The sequence below is a fragment of the Ensifer sp. EB106-03-01-XG145 genome (assembly GCF_058792075.1).
The window spans coordinates 942,310-961,734 of the sequence record NZ_JBYTEC010000001.1 but is presented as its reverse complement, the minus strand read 5'-3'; the positions used below and the strand labels follow the sequence as shown (position 1 = coordinate 961,734).

21 protein-coding genes and 2 tRNA genes are annotated in these 19,425 nt (G+C 62.4%); 13 read left to right on the top strand and 10 right to left on the bottom strand.

Going from position 1 to position 19,425, the window contains the following annotated elements; all coding sequences use genetic code 11:
- Window positions 1-38: 38 nt before the first annotated feature.
- The 3 genes from cysD to AC3WWH_RS04635 all read left to right on the top strand — a co-directional run bounded on the left by cysD (window position 39) and on the right by AC3WWH_RS04635 (window position 2,832).
- The gene (gene cysD, locus AC3WWH_RS04645; RefSeq protein ID WP_058320351.1) at window positions 39-992 is read left to right on the top strand and encodes a sulfate adenylyltransferase subunit CysD; all 954 of its coding nucleotides are present in this window, start codon (window positions 39-41) and stop codon (window positions 990-992) included.
- A complete protein-coding gene (gene cysN / locus AC3WWH_RS04640; protein WP_057250599.1) occupies window positions 992-2,497 on the top strand; it encodes a sulfate adenylyltransferase subunit CysN in 1,506 nt (501 codons plus the stop codon). The genes cysD and cysN overlap by 1 nt, the downstream gene beginning before the upstream one ends.
- 140 nt (window positions 2,498-2,637) lie before the next feature.
- On the top strand, window positions 2,638-2,832 hold the full coding sequence (locus AC3WWH_RS04635) for a hypothetical protein (RefSeq protein WP_057250601.1): 195 nt from the start codon (window positions 2,638-2,640) through the stop codon (window positions 2,830-2,832).
- Window positions 2,833-2,852: 20 nt separating this feature from the next.
- Here AC3WWH_RS04635 and AC3WWH_RS04630 read toward each other — a convergent pair whose 3' ends face one another.
- Window positions 2,853-2,996 carry a hypothetical protein gene (locus AC3WWH_RS04630; RefSeq protein WP_093232085.1) on the bottom strand — a complete coding sequence of 48 codons (144 nt, stop codon included), beginning with the start codon at window positions 2,994-2,996 and terminating at the stop codon, window positions 2,853-2,855.
- A 531-nt stretch (window positions 2,997-3,527) separates the two neighbouring features.
- Between AC3WWH_RS04630 and AC3WWH_RS04625 the strand changes: the two genes are divergently transcribed.
- Window positions 3,528-3,707 carry a hypothetical protein gene (locus AC3WWH_RS04625; protein ID WP_058320352.1) on the top strand — a complete coding sequence of 60 codons (180 nt, stop codon included), beginning with the start codon at window positions 3,528-3,530 and terminating at the stop codon, window positions 3,705-3,707.
- A gap of 77 nt (window positions 3,708-3,784) precedes the next feature.
- Here the strand turns inward: AC3WWH_RS04625 and AC3WWH_RS04620 are convergent, their stop codons facing one another.
- A complete protein-coding gene (locus AC3WWH_RS04620) occupies window positions 3,785-4,204 on the bottom strand; it encodes a hypothetical protein (RefSeq protein ID WP_373419798.1) in 420 nt (139 codons plus the stop codon).
- A gap of 247 nt (window positions 4,205-4,451) precedes the next feature.
- A tRNA-Pro gene (locus AC3WWH_RS04615) sits at window positions 4,452-4,528 on the bottom strand.
- A gap of 317 nt (window positions 4,529-4,845) precedes the next feature.
- Between AC3WWH_RS04615 and AC3WWH_RS04610 the strand changes: the two genes are divergently transcribed.
- Window positions 4,846-5,283, top strand: a complete 438-nt coding sequence (locus AC3WWH_RS04610; RefSeq protein WP_058320353.1) for a hypothetical protein — start codon at window positions 4,846-4,848, stop codon at window positions 5,281-5,283.
- Window positions 5,284-5,350: 67 nt separating this feature from the next.
- On the opposite strand, the gene AC3WWH_RS04605 is transcribed toward AC3WWH_RS04610, so the two are convergent.
- Together AC3WWH_RS04605 and AC3WWH_RS04600 are read right to left on the bottom strand one after the other, a co-directional pair.
- Window positions 5,351-5,533, bottom strand: coding sequence for a YegP family protein (locus AC3WWH_RS04605; protein WP_057250604.1), 183 nt, complete (start codon window positions 5,531-5,533; stop codon window positions 5,351-5,353).
- Between the two features lie 119 nt (window positions 5,534-5,652).
- Window positions 5,653-5,727: transfer RNA gene (locus AC3WWH_RS04600), tRNA-Gln, on the bottom strand.
- Between the two features lie 224 nt (window positions 5,728-5,951).
- Between AC3WWH_RS04600 and AC3WWH_RS04595 the strand changes: the two genes are divergently transcribed.
- From AC3WWH_RS04595 to AC3WWH_RS04580, 4 genes are read left to right on the top strand one after another with little or no spacing between them, the layout of a single operon-like run.
- Window positions 5,952-6,248: a cupin domain-containing protein gene (locus AC3WWH_RS04595; RefSeq protein WP_058320354.1), complete on the top strand. Its 297-nt coding sequence runs from the start codon at window positions 5,952-5,954 to the stop codon at window positions 6,246-6,248.
- Between the two features lie 17 nt (window positions 6,249-6,265).
- Window positions 6,266-7,189 (top strand): MBL fold metallo-hydrolase, encoded by a 924-nt coding sequence (locus tag AC3WWH_RS04590; RefSeq protein WP_058320355.1) that lies wholly within the window; start codon window positions 6,266-6,268, stop codon window positions 7,187-7,189.
- A gap of 2 nt (window positions 7,190-7,191) precedes the next feature.
- Window positions 7,192-7,644: a thiol-disulfide oxidoreductase DCC family protein gene (locus AC3WWH_RS04585; RefSeq protein ID WP_058320356.1), complete on the top strand. Its 453-nt coding sequence runs from the start codon at window positions 7,192-7,194 to the stop codon at window positions 7,642-7,644.
- An 11-nt stretch (window positions 7,645-7,655) separates the two neighbouring features.
- Window positions 7,656-8,288, top strand: coding sequence for a DUF4166 domain-containing protein (locus AC3WWH_RS04580; protein WP_162752520.1), 633 nt, complete (start codon window positions 7,656-7,658; stop codon window positions 8,286-8,288).
- 24 nt (window positions 8,289-8,312) lie between these two features.
- Here AC3WWH_RS04580 and AC3WWH_RS04575 read toward each other — a convergent pair whose 3' ends face one another.
- The gene (locus AC3WWH_RS04575; protein ID WP_058320358.1) at window positions 8,313-9,221 is read right to left on the bottom strand and encodes a DUF1499 domain-containing protein; all 909 of its coding nucleotides are present in this window, start codon (window positions 9,219-9,221) and stop codon (window positions 8,313-8,315) included.
- Window positions 9,222-9,485: 264 nt separating this feature from the next.
- Between AC3WWH_RS04575 and AC3WWH_RS04570 the strand changes: the two genes are divergently transcribed.
- On the top strand, window positions 9,486-9,869 hold the full coding sequence (locus tag AC3WWH_RS04570; protein ID WP_058320359.1) for a hypothetical protein: 384 nt from the start codon (window positions 9,486-9,488) through the stop codon (window positions 9,867-9,869).
- 265 nt (window positions 9,870-10,134) lie between these two features.
- Window positions 10,135-10,386, top strand: coding sequence for a hypothetical protein (locus tag AC3WWH_RS04565; RefSeq protein WP_057250618.1), 252 nt, complete (start codon window positions 10,135-10,137; stop codon window positions 10,384-10,386).
- A gap of 95 nt (window positions 10,387-10,481) precedes the next feature.
- On the opposite strand, the gene prfH is transcribed toward AC3WWH_RS04565, so the two are convergent.
- From prfH to AC3WWH_RS04545, 4 genes are all read right to left on the bottom strand, one after another.
- Entirely contained in the window at window positions 10,482-11,096 is a 615-nt protein-coding gene (prfH, locus tag AC3WWH_RS04560; RefSeq protein ID WP_058320360.1) for a peptide chain release factor H, read from the bottom strand.
- A complete protein-coding gene (locus tag AC3WWH_RS04555) occupies window positions 11,089-12,303 on the bottom strand; it encodes an RNA ligase RtcB family protein (RefSeq protein WP_058320361.1) in 1,215 nt (404 codons plus the stop codon). Before AC3WWH_RS04555 ends, prfH begins: the two co-directional genes overlap by 8 nt.
- 299 nt (window positions 12,304-12,602) lie before the next feature.
- On the bottom strand, window positions 12,603-15,269 hold the full coding sequence (gene ppdK / locus AC3WWH_RS04550; RefSeq protein WP_058320362.1) for a pyruvate, phosphate dikinase: 2,667 nt from the start codon (window positions 15,267-15,269) through the stop codon (window positions 12,603-12,605).
- Window positions 15,270-15,320: 51 nt separating this feature from the next.
- Window positions 15,321-15,479, bottom strand: a complete 159-nt coding sequence (locus AC3WWH_RS04545; protein ID WP_156414633.1) for a hypothetical protein — start codon at window positions 15,477-15,479, stop codon at window positions 15,321-15,323.
- 107 nt (window positions 15,480-15,586) lie between these two features.
- Between AC3WWH_RS04545 and AC3WWH_RS04540 the strand changes: the two genes are divergently transcribed.
- Both AC3WWH_RS04540 and AC3WWH_RS04535 read left to right on the top strand, forming a co-directional pair.
- Window positions 15,587-17,407 (top strand): caspase family protein, encoded by a 1,821-nt coding sequence (locus tag AC3WWH_RS04540; RefSeq protein ID WP_057250623.1) that lies wholly within the window; start codon window positions 15,587-15,589, stop codon window positions 17,405-17,407.
- A 143-nt stretch (window positions 17,408-17,550) separates the two neighbouring features.
- Window positions 17,551-19,371, top strand: coding sequence for a caspase family protein (locus AC3WWH_RS04535; protein WP_058320364.1), 1,821 nt, complete (start codon window positions 17,551-17,553; stop codon window positions 19,369-19,371).
- Window positions 19,372-19,425: the final 54 nt, after the last annotated feature.

Genomic DNA, 19,425 nt, shown 5'->3' with positions numbered 1-19,425 from the left:
GCGCGCTCGTCTGAAGACAAATCCTCCCGGAGACTGAAATGCCCCATATCCATCCGGAAACGGAACTGCACAATCCGCAGAGCGCCAAGCCGCCGCTCGATCCGCATCTGAAGGCACTCGAGAACGAAGCGATCCACATCTTCCGCGAAGTGGCCGCCGAGTTCGAACGCCCGGTCATGCTCTATTCGATCGGCAAGGACTCCTCGGTGCTGCTGCACCTCGCCCGTAAGGCCTTCTATCCTGGCCGCGTGCCCTTCCCGCTCTTGCACGTCAACACCGGCTGGAAGTTCGCCGAGATGATCGCGTTTCGCAACGAGATCGTCGAGCGCTACGATCTCGACCTGATCGAGCACATCAACCCGCGCGGTGCAGCCGAGAACGTCACGCCCTTCAGCCACGGTTCGGCGCTCTATACCGACATCATGAAGACCGAGGCTCTGCGCCAGGCGCTCGACGCCGGCCAATTCGATGCGGCCTTCGGCGGCGCGCGGCGCGACGAGGAAGCAAGCCGTGCCAAGGAGCGCATCTATTCGTTCCGCACGCCGGATCATCGCTGGGATCCGCGCAACCAGCGCCCGGAACTCTGGAACGTCTATAACGGCATGATCCGCAAGGGCGAAAGCGTGCGGGCCTTCCCGCTCTCCAACTGGACCGAAGTCGACATCTGGCGCTACATCCAGGCCGAGGACATCCCGATCGTGCCGCTTTACTTCGCTGAGAAGCGCCCGATCGTCGAACGCGACGGCATGATGATCCTGGCCGAGGATCCGCGCCTCGAACTCTTGCCGGGTGAGACCAAACGCGAGGAAGTGATCCGCTTCCGCACCCTCGGCTGCTTCCCGCTGACCGGTGCCATCCGCTCCAGTGCCACGACGCTCGACGACATCATCTCCGAACTCGAAACCGCGACCGTATCCGAACGCCAGGGCCGCGCCATCGACCGCGACCAGTCCGGCTCGATGGAAAAGAAAAAACGCGAAGGATATTTCTGATGACTGCTCCCGCAACCGCGAATGCCGTTGAGCACGTTGCTGCCGGCGAGGTTCTGGCCTTTCCGGCGCAGGAGCCGGCGCGCGCCGCGCGTGACAGCCGCCCGCTTCGCCTCATCACCTGCGGCTCGGTCGATGACGGCAAGTCGACGCTGATCGGTCGCCTGCTCTGGGACACCAAGGCGGTCAAGGAAGACCAGGCCGCGACGCTCCAGCGCGATTCCAACGGCAAGCAGAACGATCTCGGCCTGCCCGACTTCGCGCTGCTCCTCGACGGCCTGCAGGCCGAGCGCGAACAGGGCATCACCATTGATGTCGCCTATCGCTATTTCTCGACCGACAAGCGCTCCTTCATCGTCGCCGACACGCCCGGGCACGAGCAATATACCCGCAACATGGCAACGGGCGCATCGACCGCCGACCTCGCCGTGCTCTTGGTCGACGCCCGCGTCGGCCTGCTTGAGCAGACCCGCCGGCATGCGACGATCGCAACCCTGATGGGCATCAAGCAGTTCGTACTGGCGGTCAACAAGATCGACCTCACCGACTACGATCGCGCCCGCTTCGAAGAGATCAACCACGAGTTCCGGGAACTGGCATTGTCGCTTGGCGTGCGCCAGGTCACCGCTATTCCCGTCTCGGCTCTGAAGGGCGAGAATGTCGTCTATGACGGCCGCGCCTCCATGCCCTGGTATGACGGCCCGACGCTGATCGAGGTGCTGGAACTGGCAACCACCCGTTCGGCCCAGACCGTCGGCTTCCGCCTGCCGGTACAGCGCGTCTCGCGGCCCGGCGAAAGCTTCCGCGGCTATCAGGGCACGGTTGCCGGTGGCTCGGTGAAGCCGGGCGACAGTGTCGTCATCCTGCCCTCCGGCATGGTGGCCAACGTCACCAAGATCGTCACCTTCGACCTCGTGCGCAACGCCGCCGTCGCCGGCGACGCGATCACGCTCGTGCTCGACCGACAGGTTGACGTGTCGCGCGGCGACATGATCGTCGCCATCGACAGCCAGCCGCTGACCGGCCTTGCCTTCGATGCCCAGCTCGTTGCCCTGCAGCCGGAAGGCATCCAGCCTGGCAAGCGCTACTGGCTGAAGAGCGGCAGCCGCCGCCAGCGCGTCCAGATCCAGCCGGCAAGCCAGCTCGACCTTAAGACCGGCAAGTGGAACCATGCCGAGCAGCTGCCGATGAACGCCATCGGCAAGGTGCATCTCGCCTTCGACGAGCAGGCGATCTTCGACACCTACGAGCAGAACCGCTTCACCGGCGCCTTCATCCTGATCGATCCGGACACCAACAACACGGTGGCTGGCGGCATGATCACGGCAAAGCGCTCGGCGCTTGGCGGCATCCACACGGAGGACGCCCGCGTCATCCTCTCGCTGCCGGCGGACCTCGCCGACCAGCTGATGGCGACCGAACTCTTCGCGGGCCGCCGCGAGGAGGCCGAAATCCGACGCGTCAGCGCCGGCAAGGCGGTCGAGATCATCGACGATATCGACGGCTGATCGAAAGCCGCAGCACACACAAAAAAGGGGCCCCGAACAAGGCCCCTTTTTCGTTGCTGAAACCGCGGTTGCTATCGGTCGATTTGGGCCTTTTCAAACAAGTCCGTCGCCCTATCTCCCTGGCGCATGGGAGAAGCACCATGAAAACGGAACATCAAGGCGAGGATGCGAGGCAAAAAGGTTTTCGCGGGCGCATGGTATCGATCGAAGCATTTGCCCGGAAATATCGGCTCGATGCGGAGGAAGCCGAGCGACTGGAGAACCAGTTCGGTCCGGTCGCCGGCGAAATAGACCTGCTGCAGGCGGCCAGGCGCAACGGCATGCCGGAGGAGTGAACTCCTGCCGGAATTCATCATCAAAGCTGCTGCTCGATCGCCGGGAGAACCATCGTCAACGGCGCCGGTTCGGCGTGCTGCCAAAGCTGATAGCCGACGACGCTGCCAAGTATGGCGGTCCATATGGCGATCTCGCGAAAGGTGAATATCGGTTCCTTCAACATCTGAGCCTCTCGGGCAAGAACAAGTGTTGACGGAAATATCGCCCTGATTGTTCACGCTGATAAGACATCATTCCGTGAACACGTCGTTTCAAAGTGAACAATAAAGCTGCGCGTCGCTGCTGCAAGAGTGATCCGCCGCGGTTGGAGGACTGCCTGATACCGCCACCCGATCCGCTTCCCTGAGGAAGGCTCTCCGGAGCGCCACCGTCCCAAAACGGGACAGGGCTGGCAATCGCTTCACCTTGACCCGAAATCGCACAGATCGCACCTTTTCATCCGTCTCCGCATTCGTAAGTTGGCGCGTCGATCATGAGGATCGATAGGACTGTTTCACCGTTCCTGGACGTTGTGGGACAGTCCGCCTGACCGTGGACCGGCAGCAAGGTTCCTGTCCGGCATGTGCCGTCATCCTTGGCCTCTCCCCCGCCACAGCACCCCATCCATGCGGCGTATCGATGGACAGAACCGACCTCTCCGGCGTATCTGGACGACTTTCGCGCAACGATGCGCCGAATCAGGGGAGACGAGAAGGTGAGCACGGACAAGCAACCGGAAACCACCGTGAAGGTCGAGAAACGCATCAACGGCAAATGGTGCTTCGTTATCAAGTATCGCGGCGTCACCTATCCCGCCCAGGGCAACTTCACGTCGATGCTGCAAGCGCAGGCCGCGGCCCAATCGGCGCTAAAGACGCTCGAAGGGCAGGGCTGACAAGCGGACGGGGCGTTGCCATATCGACAATGGAAACGCTCTCCTGCTGCTGCCTGTCCGCTGCGCCCGCCTGGTCCCTACTCGACTGCGGAGCGGATGATGTTGCAGAGCCCCTCCTGCACCACCTGTTTGGTGGCCACCTGCCCCACCTGAATATCGAACATCGCATCAACCCGCGTGCCTGAACCGCGCTTGCGGGCAACGACGCGTAGCGTCTGCAGCCGTCCGGAGCCGGCGGTATCCTGATAGGCCTCGATGGTCCCGAGCGACTTGTTGATCTCGATACCCGAAAATCCTTCCGCCGCGACGCCCTGCGCCATCCGCTGCAAGGCGGCCTCGGGCTTCAGCTTCGGAAACTCCTGCCAGGTCTTGTAATAGACCGGCGTCACCAGCGGCACGCCCGAAGCCTTGAAATTCTTCTCGCAGCTCTGCGCCGCCGCCACCGAATGGCAGGCCAGAAGCAGAACCGCTGCAATGAATAGATGCTTGATCGACATTCCCGTTCCTCGTCGTCATTGATCGAATGACGGGAACCTAGAACCTTCGCCTTCGCCCAGACAGGCCGACGCGGGTGCGAATGCACGGCTATTCGACCAACGGCTTCGAGGGAGCGACGAACGGCTAAGATGGGGGACGAGTGGGCGTAAAAGATCGACGCCGGAACAGGCGCGCAAAACGCAAGCGCATACGCTGCGGCCGCCGAGCGCCATGCAAGGGAATGATCGGGTAAAGGATTGATTTGGCTGGTCGGAGTGGCAAGATTCGAACTTGCGACCCCCACGTCCCGAACGTGGTGCGCTACCAGACTGCGCTACACTCCGTGACCAGCGGCGCCTCTATAGAACAGGCATTTTGATTTCACAAGCGCCTATCTCGAAAAACCTTGCGCCTTTTTCAAAAAACTTGTGACGGTGGAAAACTCATGCGGAAATTGCCGTTTTCCGGGGGCGTCGGCGCCTGAAAGCGCGCCCGATAGGGACTTTGTGCAACGCTTCATATTTTCCTGAAATGCAAGGCGCGGCGTGGATTTCCTTTCGCCTGGTTTGGCGCTAGAGGCACAACGGAAAGCGCGGAAAACCAGGGGATACGGGCTTCCGCGCCATGCCTATTTCAGAACGAGAACCAAAGGGACAGAAACATGAACTTCCGTATGATGACGGTGGCGGGCCTTGCGCTCGTGCTTGCCGGCTGCACGACGACCGGAACGGGGATCTCCAAGAACGCGGTCGAAGCGCGTTGGCTCGGCCAGCCGGCCGGCGGCTTCTTCGCTCAATACGGTCCGCCGATCTCCGACGTCGAAAGCGGCAGCTCCACCGTCTATAGCTGGAAGGGCGGCTACAAGACCCGCAAGGTTCCGGCGCAGTACGAAACCACCAAGGACGGCAAGCGCGGCAAGCGCATCTCGTCGGCACGCACGGAGTATCTGAGCTGCTCGGTCCAGCTTACCGTCTCGTCCGACTATGTGATCCGCTCGATCCGCATTGCCGGCGACCGCAAGCGTGCCGATGGCCCGAGCTGGTGCGAAGAGTTCCTGGGCGCACCGGCACAGACCAAGCCGGCCGCAACCGGAGGCTAAGCGCCAAGAAACCAAAAAGCCCGCCGGTGAAAATCGGCGGGCTTTTTCTATGGAAAGAATGTCGAACTCAGCTGCTGCTGTTGTCCTCGACGGGTGCGTCGGGACCGTTCTTTTTGATCGAGTCGATGGCGTTCTGCGCGCTGGCCTTGGTCTTGTAGCCCTCGGTCGAGAACATCACTTCGCTGTTGTACTTGAAGCGAACCCGGTATTCACCAGCCTTGTCTTTGTAGATTTCGAATTTGTGAGCCATCTTCTCCCTCATACAAGTAGGAATCAACGGCACTAGCGTGTCAGTTGCAGAGTGACTTGACAAGAGCACACGCATATCCGGCACGCTTGCCGGTTCTCAATCGCATGTTTGGAAGATGATGGCTGGGGCGCCAGGATTCGAACCTGGGAATGCCGGTACCAAAAACCGGTGCCTTACCGCTTGGCGACGCCCCAACTGGACTGACGGAAAACAAGCCCGCCAAATCGAGCGCCTGATTATCAAAGCTCGCCGTCCGTCACAATCACTAAGTTGACACTAAGTTGGTTTTTCGGCGGATTTGTCGATCAGCTGTGCAAAAGGCCGGCAAGCACACTGCGACACAACGTCTGCCGCTGCCGCCTGCACCCTTCCCTTCCTGCATCGCACCTCCTATTGTCCCGCCGAAATGGAGAAGATCATGAGCCAGTTTCGCGCCCGCCCTCCTGCCGTTCCGAGCGTGCTCGTCGATGACGCGGTGGTGCGTATTACCCGCTGGGATTTCGAGCCCGGCGCCGATACGGGCCACCACGTGCACGGTCTCGGCTATGTCGTCGTGCCGATGACCGACTGCCAGTTCCTGCTCGAGGAGGAAGGCGGCAGCCGCCGTGTCGATATCGCCAAGGGAGCGGCCTATCGCCGCGAGGCGGGCATGGCGCACAATGTCGTCAATGCCGGCAGCGAGCCGATGTCGTTCATCGAGATCGAGTACAAGTGAAAGCCAGGAAGAGACGCATGCAGGGGCCAGACTTCGATCTCGATTTCAAGCCGGCCCATGGCGAGGCGGTGACGGTTGCGGACGATGTGCAGCGCATCACCGTCAACAATCCCGGCCCCTTCACCTTCCACGGCACCAACAGCTATATCGTCGGAAAGCGTTCCGTTGCGGTGATCGACCCCGGCCCGGATGACGAGGCGCATTTTCAGGCGCTGATGGCCGCCCTTGCCGGCCGTGAGGTCACCCATATCGCCGTCAGCCATACGCATCGCGACCACTCGCCACTTGCGCGCCGGCTGAAGGCCGCGACCGGTGCGCTGATCGTCGGCGAAGGCCCGCACCGCTCCGCCCGCCCGTTGCATACGGGCGAGACCAATCCATTCGCCGAGAGTTCGGACATGGAGTTCGCCCCCGATCTCGTGCTTGCCGATGGCGGGCGGATCGAGGGCGATGGCTGGAGCCTGACGGGGCTGACGACGCCCGGCCACACGGCCAACCATATGGCCTTCGCACTCGACGGCACCGGTATCCTCTTTTCCGCGGACCACGTCATGGCCTGGGCGACGACCATCGTCGCGCCGCCGGACGGCGCCATGGCGGACTACATGGCCTCGCTTGAAAAACTGCTCTACCGCGACGAGCATCTCTACCTGCCCGGCCATGGCGGGCCGGTGACCGAGCCCGCCTCGTTTCTTCGGGGCTTGCGCGCCCACCGCAAGATGCGCGAGCGCGCAGTGCTCGAACGTATTCGCGCCGGCGACAGCCATATCCCGGATATGGTCAAGGTCATCTATGCCTCGACCGATGTCCGGCTGCATGGGGCGGCGGCACTTTCGGTCCTTGCCCATCTGGAAGACCTGATCGAGCAAGGGCGGGTCGAGACCGATGGGCCGCCCTCGCTCCTTGGCGCCTACCGGCTGGCGGCTGGCGGAGCCGGCTGACCATGCGGCGGGTCGCCTACAGCTATCGCAGCGATGCCACGGTGCCTGCCTTTGCCGACGACAATCCCGTAATCGTCTTCGACGGCGAATGCATTTTCTGTTCCGGCTGGGTGCGTTTCCTGCTTCGCCATGACCGGCGAGCGCAATATCGCTATCTCACGGCGCAGTCGCCGCTTGGCCAGGCGCTCTATCGGCACTACGGCCTCGACGCCAGCAGCTTCGAAAGCAACATCCTGATCGAGGACGGCGTCGCCCGCTTCAAATCCGACGGCTCGATGCGGACGCTTGCGCGGCTCGGCCTGCCATGGTCGCTGGTGAACGTCTGCCGTATCCTGCCCGCTGCCCTTCGCGACCCACTCTATGATCTCGTGGCGAGAAACCGCTATCGCATAGCCGGGCGCCGTCAGAGTTGCATGGTGCCGACGCCCGAGGAGCGTGTCCGCTTCATCGCATGACGACGGAAATCATGGTCCAACAGCAGAGCCTCTACCGGCGGATCCTCGGACGCGATTGGGATCTCGTGCCGGCCTCGATCCAAGCCCTGCATGACAGGTCGGAAGGACACGCAACCTTTCGCGGACGTGCGGTCGTCGAGCGAGGCGGATCGATCTGGGCCCGTCTTGTCGCCTCTGTCTTCGGCTTTCCTAGCGCCGGTGCGGATGTGCCGGTCGATATCCGCTTCGCCTGCGGCAATGGTCGGGAGGTCTGGACCCGGCGCTTCGGTGAAAAGATCCTGCGCAGTTCACAGCAGAAGATAGAGAAGCGGAACGAACAACTGCTGGCGGAGGATTTCGGACCGGTCCGCATCCTGTGCGCCTTGGAGCCTGCAGAAAATCGCCTGCACCTCTCGGTTCGCGCCTGGTCCTTCCTCGGCCTCCCGCTTCCCTTGCGGCTCGCGCCGGGCGGCCGGACGTTCGAGGAAGATCGCGACGGCCTGTTTCACTTCCATGTCGAGGTCGAAAGCCCCTTGACCGGCTTGATCGTGCGCTATCGCGGCTGGCTTGCACCAGCCGATGAGCCGACGTCGTTGCGGGCGTCCGCCCTCGATCGAAAAGCTACCGCTCAATTCGATGGCCGCGGCGCCGCCGTGAACGACTGACGTCTCCTGGCGGTACTCTGCCGATCAATCGCCGGCAATGCCGAGCAGCTCGGCATCGAGCGCCCGCAGGAACTGATCAGCGAAGGCGGCGCCCATGCCGAGGTCATGCGGGCCATAGCGGGAGGCGACACGCAGGTCGACGAAGGTTGTTTCGGCCTCTTCGCGCAGCCGGATCAACACATCGAAACGGAAGCCGGCGATCAGCGTGCGCCATTCACCCTGGAGCACGACGTCGCTGGCGCGGCGCCCCGCAATCGCCCCTTCGAGCGAGAGTTCCGGCCGCGCCGCCGGCACCGGTACGTTCTCCGGTTCGACGGTCGTCTCCGCTCCGGCATTCGGCCGTACGGTCAGATCCTCGAGATCGGCGCGGGCGTTTTCGACGCCAAGCTCCTCGGTGATGCCGACGCGGTTCTGTTCGATGACAGTGCGCACGCCCTGGTAAACGCGGTCGAGTGCGCCATCGTAGCGCCGGCCGGTGAGGCCCGGATAGGCAAGGATCTGCGCTTCCCGGTCCTCGGGCGTCACAGCGCCCTTGCGTTTCAGCCAGCTCTCTTCGGTCTGCGGTACCTTGAGCCATGGCGGCGGCGTCACCGTGTCGGTGCTGACATCGTAGATCGCCGGGCGGGTCAGATATTGCACGACGCCGAAGCCGATGAAACCGAGCGCCGGCGCGGCATAGACAAGAGCCGCAGCAGACGCGAGGCCGCCGATCGCGGCGACCTGCCAGAGGCGTGCAAGACCGACGACGGCAAGCAATACGCCGAGCAGCGCGAAAATGCCGGACAGGCCGACAAGAGCCAGGAAATGCGGTGTCGTCAGTGGCCCGAAGCGGTGCGCCAGCAGCGAGAGCACAAAGAGCACGAAGGAGACACGGGCGAAGCGACGCGCCCAATGGGCGGCATAGGAATAGGGACGCTCGTACCGGACCATCATGTAGTTGAATCAATCCCCTGCCGCGAAACAGATCGCATTCTTAGACCATGCCCCGTGCCGTGAAAACAGGCAATGCCCAGTCGGCCGCCGCGCCGCGGGCCACGCCTGAGGCTTCGCCGCAAAATCGCCATTCTCGTTAACCACCTATCAACACATGGGAATGTGCCCGCGCGCCCAAGAATCGGCCGGCGCGGAGTTTCAATCGGAGGCAACGGCCGCGCACGGCTTCATGCGAGAGTACGCGGCGATCGACGGAGAACCGACATGGGCGCATCGCAGGCAGCCGTGGCCATTGCCACCCCTACCCCTCTTCCCCCGCGTGACGGCGGAGTTCCGATGGGGCTCTTCGAGCTCGAACTCTCCCTCGACGGCTTTTCCGGAAACAAGGACGATTTCGCTGGTTTTGTCCGGACCGTTGCCGACAATGCCGGCGGCGAGTTTCTGTTTGCATTGCCTGCTTCGGAACTGGTCGAAGATTGCCTGAGTGTCGCCGTGCTCCGGCTTGGCGAGCAGGACAGCGAAACATCGATCCTGTTTGCCTGCCTTGATGAGCAGGGCACGACCATCCGCCTCGAGCACCCGGGCGATGGCACGCGAGACCTGGAGCGCTTCGCCGAGTCCTTCGTCGGCGTGCTCGAACGCATGTGATCGCCGCCTGCCGGCGGGGGTTTAAACTGGCTTCAATCGAAAAACCTACGCGCTGACGTGTCGGTTCTGGCGTGCTGATCACGTCGGGCCAAGCCTCAGAAAATCAACTTTCAGGACGACATCGGACGCTTTACGTCTCCCCTGCGTGCGACCGCGCGCCTGCCGCAGAATTGGCGTGGTCCGCTTCGATTTTCGGCGCAACTCCCTATATTAATTGCGATTCGAGAAATGAATACGAAGGCGGCACCCAGGAGACACGAACATCATGACGACCCGATTGACGATCCTAGTCGCAGCCGCCCTACTGCTGACGGCGTGCCAGACCATGACACCGGAAGAGCGGCGCATCGCCGACGGCAACACCTGCGCCTCCTACGGTTTCCGCCGCGGCACCGACGCCTTTGCCACCTGCCTGCAACGCATCGAACTCGACCGGCGCGCTGAATCGCGCGCCTTCCGCTATCAGAACGACGTGATGATGTGGGGCTGGGACCGCCCCGTCGTCATCATGCGCTGACGGAGGCGTTCAACCGAAGCAACCGGTAATGTCGCGGCTCGACGATCAGCGTATCAAGGCGACCCGGGCGCACAAGCCCGGGTCGCCAAGGAAGGCTACAGGCGGAAGGTCTTGACCGCGTTACCCCGCTCCAGCTCCTTGCTGGCCATGAACAAGGCCGTCTTTTCTTGCTGCTCGTTCCCGGCGGCGATGAGATCCAGAATGGCTTGAAGCCTGCGAATTGCAGTTGCCTTGTTGCGATGCTGCGATCGCTCCTCTCGGCAAACGACCGTGTGGCCCGTGGGGACATGCGTCGCCCGCACGGCGCTATCGGTAGTGTTTTGATGCTGGCCACCGGGCCCGCCGGCCCGCAAGGTTTCGAAGCGCAAATCCCCAAGCTCGATCGTCGGTACGACGCCCGCGCCGGAAAGATCCACTTGCCGGACACCGACAAACCAGTTCTGTCGTTGATGCCCTTTTCTAACCGGGCTCTTGAAAACAAAGCGAATCGTCCCGCAATAGGCTCTTGCCAAATCTTCGGATCGAGCGCCTGCCATCGTGACGATTGCGGATTTTGGACCGAACGCATCCGGTTGCCCGCCAAGGGCCAGGTCAAAGCTGCAGCCGTTGACCTTCGCTTCCTTGCCCAAGATGTCGATCAGCGCGGCCATGGCAATGCGACATTCCACCGGACCGTTGCCGGAGGTCAGAAAGAGCGTCACTTCACCCATGGCGCATCCTCCTTATCGTCGTCCGCTCCCACTTCGTTTTCTCGCGCACCCGTTCCTGCGGCTGCACGTTCTTGTAGGTGACGAGCGGCTTCATCGCCGCGATCGGTCGAATAAGCCCGAACGCCTCGAGGTCTGCGACAACCTTAGCGGCATCCTTGTAGGCGCCGGCCGCCTCCTCGATCAGCAGGTTGCGATCCTCGCAGATTGCGAGACCACCCCAGGCATTGATGCGCAAGGCATCACGCTCGGAGCGATTGCCACCCACGCGGCCGTGCATGGCCTTACGGTCATATTTCCTCCCCGCACCGTGCGAGATGCCCCAATGCGATCGCTCCGCACCGGCCAGGGCGCGCACCAGAAAGCTTCGCGTTGCGCGCGATCCAGCGACCGGCGCGACGGCATCCTCACCGATTGCGGCCGCGCCCTTATAGTGCAGGAAGCCCGACGCCGTGGCCCGCACCAGGTTGTGCGGGATATCGGCAACCAGCGACAGATCGGCGCGCAACGTCCGCGCTGCCCGCTCCGCCACCATTCGCCGGTTAAGCGAAGCCCATCGAACGCACTCGCCGCTTCCGGCGAGCCATTCAACGGCGGCGGCCGAACCGGCAGCCAGACCGTCCCGCAAGTGTTCTGTGCCGAGCGTGCGACCGAAAAGATTGGCGCCCAGCGAACGCGAGCCCGAGTGGACCAGAAGATAGAGCTTCTGCCGGTCGGCCACACTTTCCGCCTCGTCCTCGAACACTTCGTCCACGGCCTGCAGCTCACAGAAGTGGTTGCCGCCGCCGATGGTGCCGAGGGATTGCGGGCCCATGTCAGGCGAAAGATCGTGCTCCGCCAGGCGGGTTGCCATGTCGCCGAGATCGATCTGCTCCAGCCTGCGCAGTTGCTCGGCCGCCTTTTCGACCTTGAATTTGCGCAGCGGCAAGGAGAGCTCGAAGAATGACATGCCGCAGCCGATATCGTTGCCGATCAGCTGCGGGTAGAGCCGCTGCGAAAGCGCGACCATGCCGACGGGGCCATACTTGCCCGGGTGCAGATCCGGGAAACCGGCGACCGACATCATGCCGGGGAGACTGGCAATTCCCGCCAGTTGATGAACTGCCGCGCCTTCAATCCAGCTGCCGGCAGTAAAATAATGCGTGACGGTCGCTCTGCGCGCACCATCGTCGCCTTCGGGGACGATGTCCCCAAAAGAATGATTGCCCATGAAAAATAATCCAGAACAGGGTCAAACAGCCGGCACATTGGCCAGCAGGACGGGCCCTTTCAGCGCATCAACGCTGATTAGCCGCGAAGCCCCAAGGGGCGTGTGGAAACGCACTGCGTCATTTTCCGCTCCCGTTCTGAACAAACCGCTATGCACATGCATAGCGAATGATCGCCCGCGCCGATACGGCGCGAACGAGGCGCTGATGCACTATCCGCTCGCCGCTTGCAACCAGGAATGCAGGGCTCCGATAAACCGGCGTCCGCGCGTTGCATCGTTGCAACACGCAGAGGGCGCCCCTACCCCTTGCCGTTGATCGCTGCTTGGGCGGCGGCAAGACGGGCAATCGGCACGCGGAACGGCGAGCAGGAGACGTAGTCGAGACCGGCGTCCTCGCAGAAGCGGATCGAGGCCGGGTCGCCGCCATGTTCGCCGCAGATGCCGAGCTTCAGACCGTTCTTGGTCCGTCGTCCGCGTTCGGCGGCGATCTGGATCAGTTCGCCGACACCTTCGAAATCGAGCGAGACGAAGGGGTCCTGCTCGATGATGCCCTTCTGCTGGTAGGTCGCCAGGAACTGCGAGGCGTCGTCGCGCGAGATGCCGAAGGTCGTCTGCGTCAGGTCGTTGGTGCCGAAAGAGAAGAAGTCAGCCGCTTCGGCGATTACGCCGGCGCGGAGTGCTGCGCGCGGCAGTTCGATCATCGTACCCACGAGATAGTCGATGCCGATGCCGGCCTCGCCGATCACTTCCTTGGCGACCGCATCGATGCGCTCCTTGACGTAGTCAAGCTCGGCCCGGAGGCCGACCAGCGGCACCATGATTTCGGGAACGACGGCCGCGCCGGTTTCGCGGGCGGCCTCCACCGCGGCCTCGAAGATCGCGCGCGCCTGCATCTCGGCGATCTCAGGATAGGAGATTGCCAGACGGCACCCACGATGGCCGAGCATCGGGTTGAACTCGTGCAGCTCGTCGACACGCTGGCGCAGTGCCGACGGGTCGAGCGAAAGTGCGCCGGCGACATCGGCGATCTCCTCGTCGGTCTTCGGCAAGAACTCGTGCAGCGGCGGGTCGAGCAGGCGGATCGTCACCGGCAGGCCATGCATGATCGAGAACAATTCGGCGAAATCCGAGCGCTGCATCGGCAGGAGCTTGGCGAGTGCCAAGCGCCGGCCGGCCTCGTCGTCGGCGAGGATCATCTCGCGCATGACGTTGATGCGGTCATCCTCGAAGAACATGTGCTCGGTGCGGCAGAGGCCGATGCCCTCGGCGCCGAAGGAGCGCGCCGCGCGCGCATCCGCCGGGGTTTCGGCATTGGTTCTGACAGTCATGCGGCGGCTGGCATCCGCCCAGGCCATGATCTTGCCGAAGTCGCCGGAAAGCTCCGGCTGCAGCATGGCGATCGACCCTTTCAGCACCTGGCCGGACGAGCCGTCGATGGTGATGATGTCGCCCTTGCGGAGCGTCACGCTTCCGGCCGTCAGCAATTCGTTGCGAAGATCGACGCGGATGCTGCCGGCGCCGGAAACGCAAGGCGTGCCCATGCCGCGGGCAACGACAGCCGCATGGCTGGTCATGCCGCCGCGGGTCGTCAGGATGCCTTCGGCGGCGTGCATGCCGTGAATGTCTTCCGGGCTGGTCTCGACGCGCACGAGTATGACCTTGCGGCCTTCCTTGTCGGCCTGCACCGCCTCCTCGGAGGTAAAGACGATTTCACCGGTCGCAGCACCTGGCGAGGCCGGCAGGCCGGAGCCGATGATGTCGCGCCGCGCATGCGGATCGATCGTCGGATGCAGCAGCTGGTCGAGCGACGCCGGATCGATGCGGGCGACGGCCTCCTGCTCGGAAATCAGCCCCTCCTCCGCCATATCGACGGCGATCTTCAGCGCCGCCTTGGCGGTGCGCTTGCCCGAGCGCGTCTGCAGCATCCAGAGCGTGCCGCGCTCGATGGTGAATTCGAGATCCTGCATGTCGCGGTAGTGCCGCTCGAGCGTATCACAGATCGACCGAAACTCGGCGAAGGCTTCCGGCATCAGCTTTTCGAGCGACGGCTTGTCGGAACCGGAGGCGAGACGCGCGGCCTCGGTGATGTTTTGCGGCGTGCGAATGCCGGCAACAACGTCTTCGCCTTGCGCGTTGACGAGGAACTCGCCGTAGAGTTCGCTCTCGCCGGTCGACGGATTGCGGGTGAAGGCGACGCCGGTTGCCGACGCATTGCCGAGATTGCCGAAGACCATCGCCTGGACGTTGACCGCCGTGCCCCAGGCAGCCGGAATTCCGTGCAGATGACGATAGGTCACCGCGCGCGCGTTCATCCAGCTTGAGAAGACGGCGCCGATGGCGCCCCAAAGCTGTACTTCCGGATCCTGCGGAAACGGCTCGCCGAGCGCCTCTTCGATCGCCTCCTTGTAGCGGGAGATGACATGCTGCCACTCGACGGCGGAAAGCTCGGTGTCCTGTTCGTGGCCGAGACGCGCTTTCTCATCTTCGAGGATTTCCTCGAAGACGTCGTGATCGACGCCCATGACCACGTCGCCATACATCTGGATGAAGCGACGGTAGCTGTCCCAGGCAAAGCGCGCGTCGCCGGCGTCATGGCCGAGCGCGTGCACCGACTCGTCGTTGAGCCCAAGATTGAGAACTGTATCCATCATGCCCGGCATCGAGGCGCGGGCACCGGAGCGAACCGAAAGCAGCAAGGGATGGCTGGTGTCGCCGAAGACGCGGCCCGTCACCTCCTCCATCCGGCGGATACCCTCGCGCACCTGATCGTGCAGGCCGTCAGGCATTTGCCTGTCGTTGTCGAAGAAGTTGTTGCAGGCATCGGTGACGATGGTCAGGCCAGGCGGCACCGGCAAGCCGAGGTTGCACATCTCGGCAAGGTTTGCGCCCTTGCCACCCAACCGCTCGCGGTCACCTGCACGTCCTTCGGCCTTGCCCCCACCGAAGGTGTAAACCCATTTCGTCATGCCTGCTCTCCACCCAGATACAGTGTTTTATGACGATTTACAGTATATGCTTCAGGCTGAAAATGCATCCGGCGAAGATTTATGCTGCACCGCATCATTTTCTGTAACAATGCAACATATTGGCAGGCCGAGGGGCAGAACCCGCACAACATGGGCTTTGCCTCTTCTATCGGCACCACAAATGCCCGCCAGAGGCTTGAGTGTCGACATTGCCCGATCCATTATAAAAACCTAATATAAATGCACGCGATGGGGCGCATCCAAGAATATCCCGTCATGGCGATCCGTTTCAGTCCCGTGGGCTTGGAGGGTAGGTCATGCAATGGCGTGCGAAAGTGAGATCCTGGCTCCTCTCGGTCGCGATGGTCTTGCTCGTGGTCGGGCATGGCCTCGCCGAGGAGAGCGGCAAGCGGCTTGCGCTCGTCGTCGGCATGACGAACTACGTGGCGGCAGGAACGCTGCCCAACGCCTCACGCGACGCCGAAGCATTCGGCACCTTCCTCAACGGGCAGGGATTTGAAACCGATCTTGTGCTCAACGCGGATCGCAGGGGCCTTGCGGCCGCGCTTTCAAGCTTTTCGCGCAAAATCGGCCCGGAGGATGTCGCCCTCTTCTACTACGCCGGCCATGGCATGCAGTTGCACGGCGAGAACTTTCTCATCGGCACGGATGCTAAGCTCGAGAGCGAGTTCGATGTTCCCGCCGAAACCATAGCCCTGTCCGAGATCATTACCGCGCTGGAGAAGCGTGCCCGGATATCGATGATCTTCCTCGATGCCTGCCGCAACAACCCGCTCGCCAACCGGCTGAATACCGAAGTCGAAGGCGCCACCCGCGGCGGCGCGACCAGAGGGTTGGCGCCGATCGAGACCCAGGGTGCCGGCACGCTCATCGCCTTTGCCGCCGCGCCCGGGCAAGTGGCCGCCGATGGAACCGACGGGCACTCGCCGTTTACGCGCGCTCTGATCGCCAATCTCTCCGGCGCTGGCCTGGAGGTCGGCACTGCTTTCAAACGCGTCGTTCGCGACGTGCGCAAGGAAACGCAGGGCAAGCAGCAGCCTCAGATCCTGTCATCGCTTTCGCTCGAATTCTATTTCGGACCGGAAGCGGCCGCGCCGCAGATCCAGGCCGCCCTGCCGGCCGTTGCGGTACCGGCCATAGACCCCGAAGGACTGGAGGCCGAAGCAGATTTCAAGAAGGCCTTGAGGATCGGCACGCCTCGGATCTGGCACTTCTTCATCGAAAAGCATCGCACCGGCGAATATGCGGAACTCGCTCGCCAGACGCTGGCACAGATCGAGCCCGCGGCGGTGCGCAACCAGTCTCATCTGCCACAATCCGTCGAAGCACGGCTGTTGCCGGACAAAGACAAGCGGCGAAACGTCCAGCTCGCACTTGCCGCCCAGGGATTTGCGGCGGGCACGGCCGATGGCGTTTTCGGTGGACAGACGCGCGAAGCGATCAAACTCTTCCAAAGCACCAACCGCCAGCCGGCGAGCGGTTTCATTACCGAGCGCACCGCAGCAGCCCTCGGCATCAAGGTCAACGACAGCGCGGAAGGCATCTACAGCGCGACCAAAGCCCGACGCTACGATGTTGCCAACCTCGAAGGTCTCGAAACCGATAAACGTGTTCTGGAGGCTTTAACCTGCCTGCGCCACTTCGATACCGTATACGGCGCGTTCGGCGGGCATCTCTATGTCGCCGTGCAAACGGGTACGATTCTGGCAGTTTACGCGCGCGGGATAGCCAGCGGTTGCGGCGCGCATCTTGCGGCGATTTCCTCTCAAGAAGAGAACACTTTCGTCGCCTCGCTTTTCAACGCCGACCAAAGGTTCTTCCAGACGGGCTACGATCCCACCGGAAACGTCAGCTACAAGATGGGCCCATGGATCGGCCTTACGCAAGATCCACAGGGCAAGGAGCCCAAGGGCGGCTGGCACTGGGATAACGGCAAGCCGCTGACCTACACGAAATGGTTCCAGGACATGCCGAACGAGGGCAAGAAGGGCGACGATATCGGCATGTACTACGCGCACCGCAACGGCAGAGCCGACACGAAGTCCGTCTATGTCGACACCTGGGACGATATGGGGCCAACCGACGGAACGGGCGGTCTCATTCTCGAATTCGAGTGACTGCCTGGACCACCGCGCAGGTCGGCACGCCCGCATAACTGGATAAATCACAATTATCTAATATAATTCACGCGATGGGGACGCATCCATGAATATCCCGTCATGGCAATCCGTTTCAGTCTCGAGGGCTCGGAGGGTAGGTCATGAAATGGCGTGCGGATCTGAGATTTTGGCTCCTCTCGGCGCTGATGGTCCTATTTGCTGCAGGGAACGCTCTTGCCGAAGGAAGTGGCAAACGGCTGGCGCTGATCGTCGGCATGAGCAACTACGTCGTTGCCGGAACGCTGCCCAATGCCTCACGTGATGCCGAAGCGTTCGACGCCTTCCTCAAGGGCCAGGGATTTGAAACCGACCTCGTGCTCAACGCGGATCGCAAGGGTCTCGCCGGCGCGCTTTCAAACTTTTCGCGCAAGATCGGGCCTGAAGACACAGCCCTGTTCTACTACGCCGGGCACGGCATGCAGCTGCGCGGCGAAAACTTCCTCGTCGGGACCGATGCAAAGCTTGAGAGCGAATTCGACGTCCCGGCCGAAACCGTAGCGCTTTCCGAGATCATCAATGCACTGGAGAAACGTGCCAGGATATCGATGGTCTTCCTCGACGCCTGCCGCAACAACCCACTCGCCGAAAGACTCACGCGCGAAGTTGAGGGTGCCACCCGCGGCGGCGCAACCAGAGGATTGGCGCCGATCGAGACGCAGGGTGGCGGAACGCTCGTCGCCTTCGCCGCCGCCCCTGGCCAGGTCGCCGCCGACGGAACCGACGGACATTCGCCGTTCACCCGCGCGCTGATCGCCAATCTCTCCGGCGCTGGCCTTGAGGTCGGCACCGCTTTCAAGCGGGTCGTTCGCGACGTGCGCAAGGAAACGCAGGGCAAACAGCAGCCGCAAATCCTGTCCTCCCTGTCGCTGGAATTCTACTTCGGGCCGGAGATGATAGTGCCGCATACCAATGCCACCCTGCCTGCAATACAGGCACCGGCAGTCGGCCCGGCTGCGCTTGGGGCGGAAGCGGATTTCAAGAAGGCCCTGAGGATCGGCACGCCACGGATCTGGCACTTCTTCGTCGAAAAGCACCGCACCGGCGAGTATGCGCAACTCGCGCGCCAGACACTGGCACAGATCGAACCCGCAGCGGTGCGCAACCAGTCGCATCTTCCGCTGTCGGTAGAAGCGCGGCTCTTGCCGGACAAGCAACAGCGCAAAAACGTCCAGCTAGCACTCGCAGCCAAGGGCTTTGCATCCGGCGTGGCCGACGGCGTTTTCGGCGGACAGACACGCGAAGCGATCAAACGCTTCCAAAGCACCAACCGTCAGCCGGCGAGCGGTTTCATCACCGAGCTCACTGCAGCAGCCCTTGGCATAAAGGTCAACGACAGGGCAGAGGGCATATACAGTTCAACGACGGCGCGAATCTATGACATCGACGACCTTACCGGGCTCGAAACGGACGAACGCGTCCTTGCCGCCATAAAATGCCTGGGTCACGAGCCCTCCGTCTATGGTGCTTTCGGGGGCCATCTCTATGTCGTGGCACGAACGGGGTCGACTCGCGCACCCTATGCCGAAACCGTCGCCAAGAACTGCGGCACATATCTTGCCTCGATCACATCGGACGCGGAAAATGCCTTTATCGCATCGCTGTTTAACGCCGACCCGGGCTTTTTCGATATGGGCTACTACGCTCCGGACAACATCAGCTACAAAATCGGGCCGTGGATTGGCCTGGTTCAGGACCCGCAAGGCAAGGAGCCAAAAGGCGGCTGGCACTGGGACAGCGGCGAGGCGATGACTTACACAAAATGGGTCCCAGGCGCGCCATACGAATTCAAGCCGGGCGCCGATTCCGCGATGTATTTTACCCAGCGTGACGGCCGGCAAGACATGAGGAGTACCTACCTCAACACGTGGCAAGACATGGGGCTCATCAACATGTCCCCGAGCCTCGTTCTTGAATTTGAGTAGTCACGCATATCGATTCCGGCGATGGGGTGCATTCAAGAATGTCCCGTCATGGCA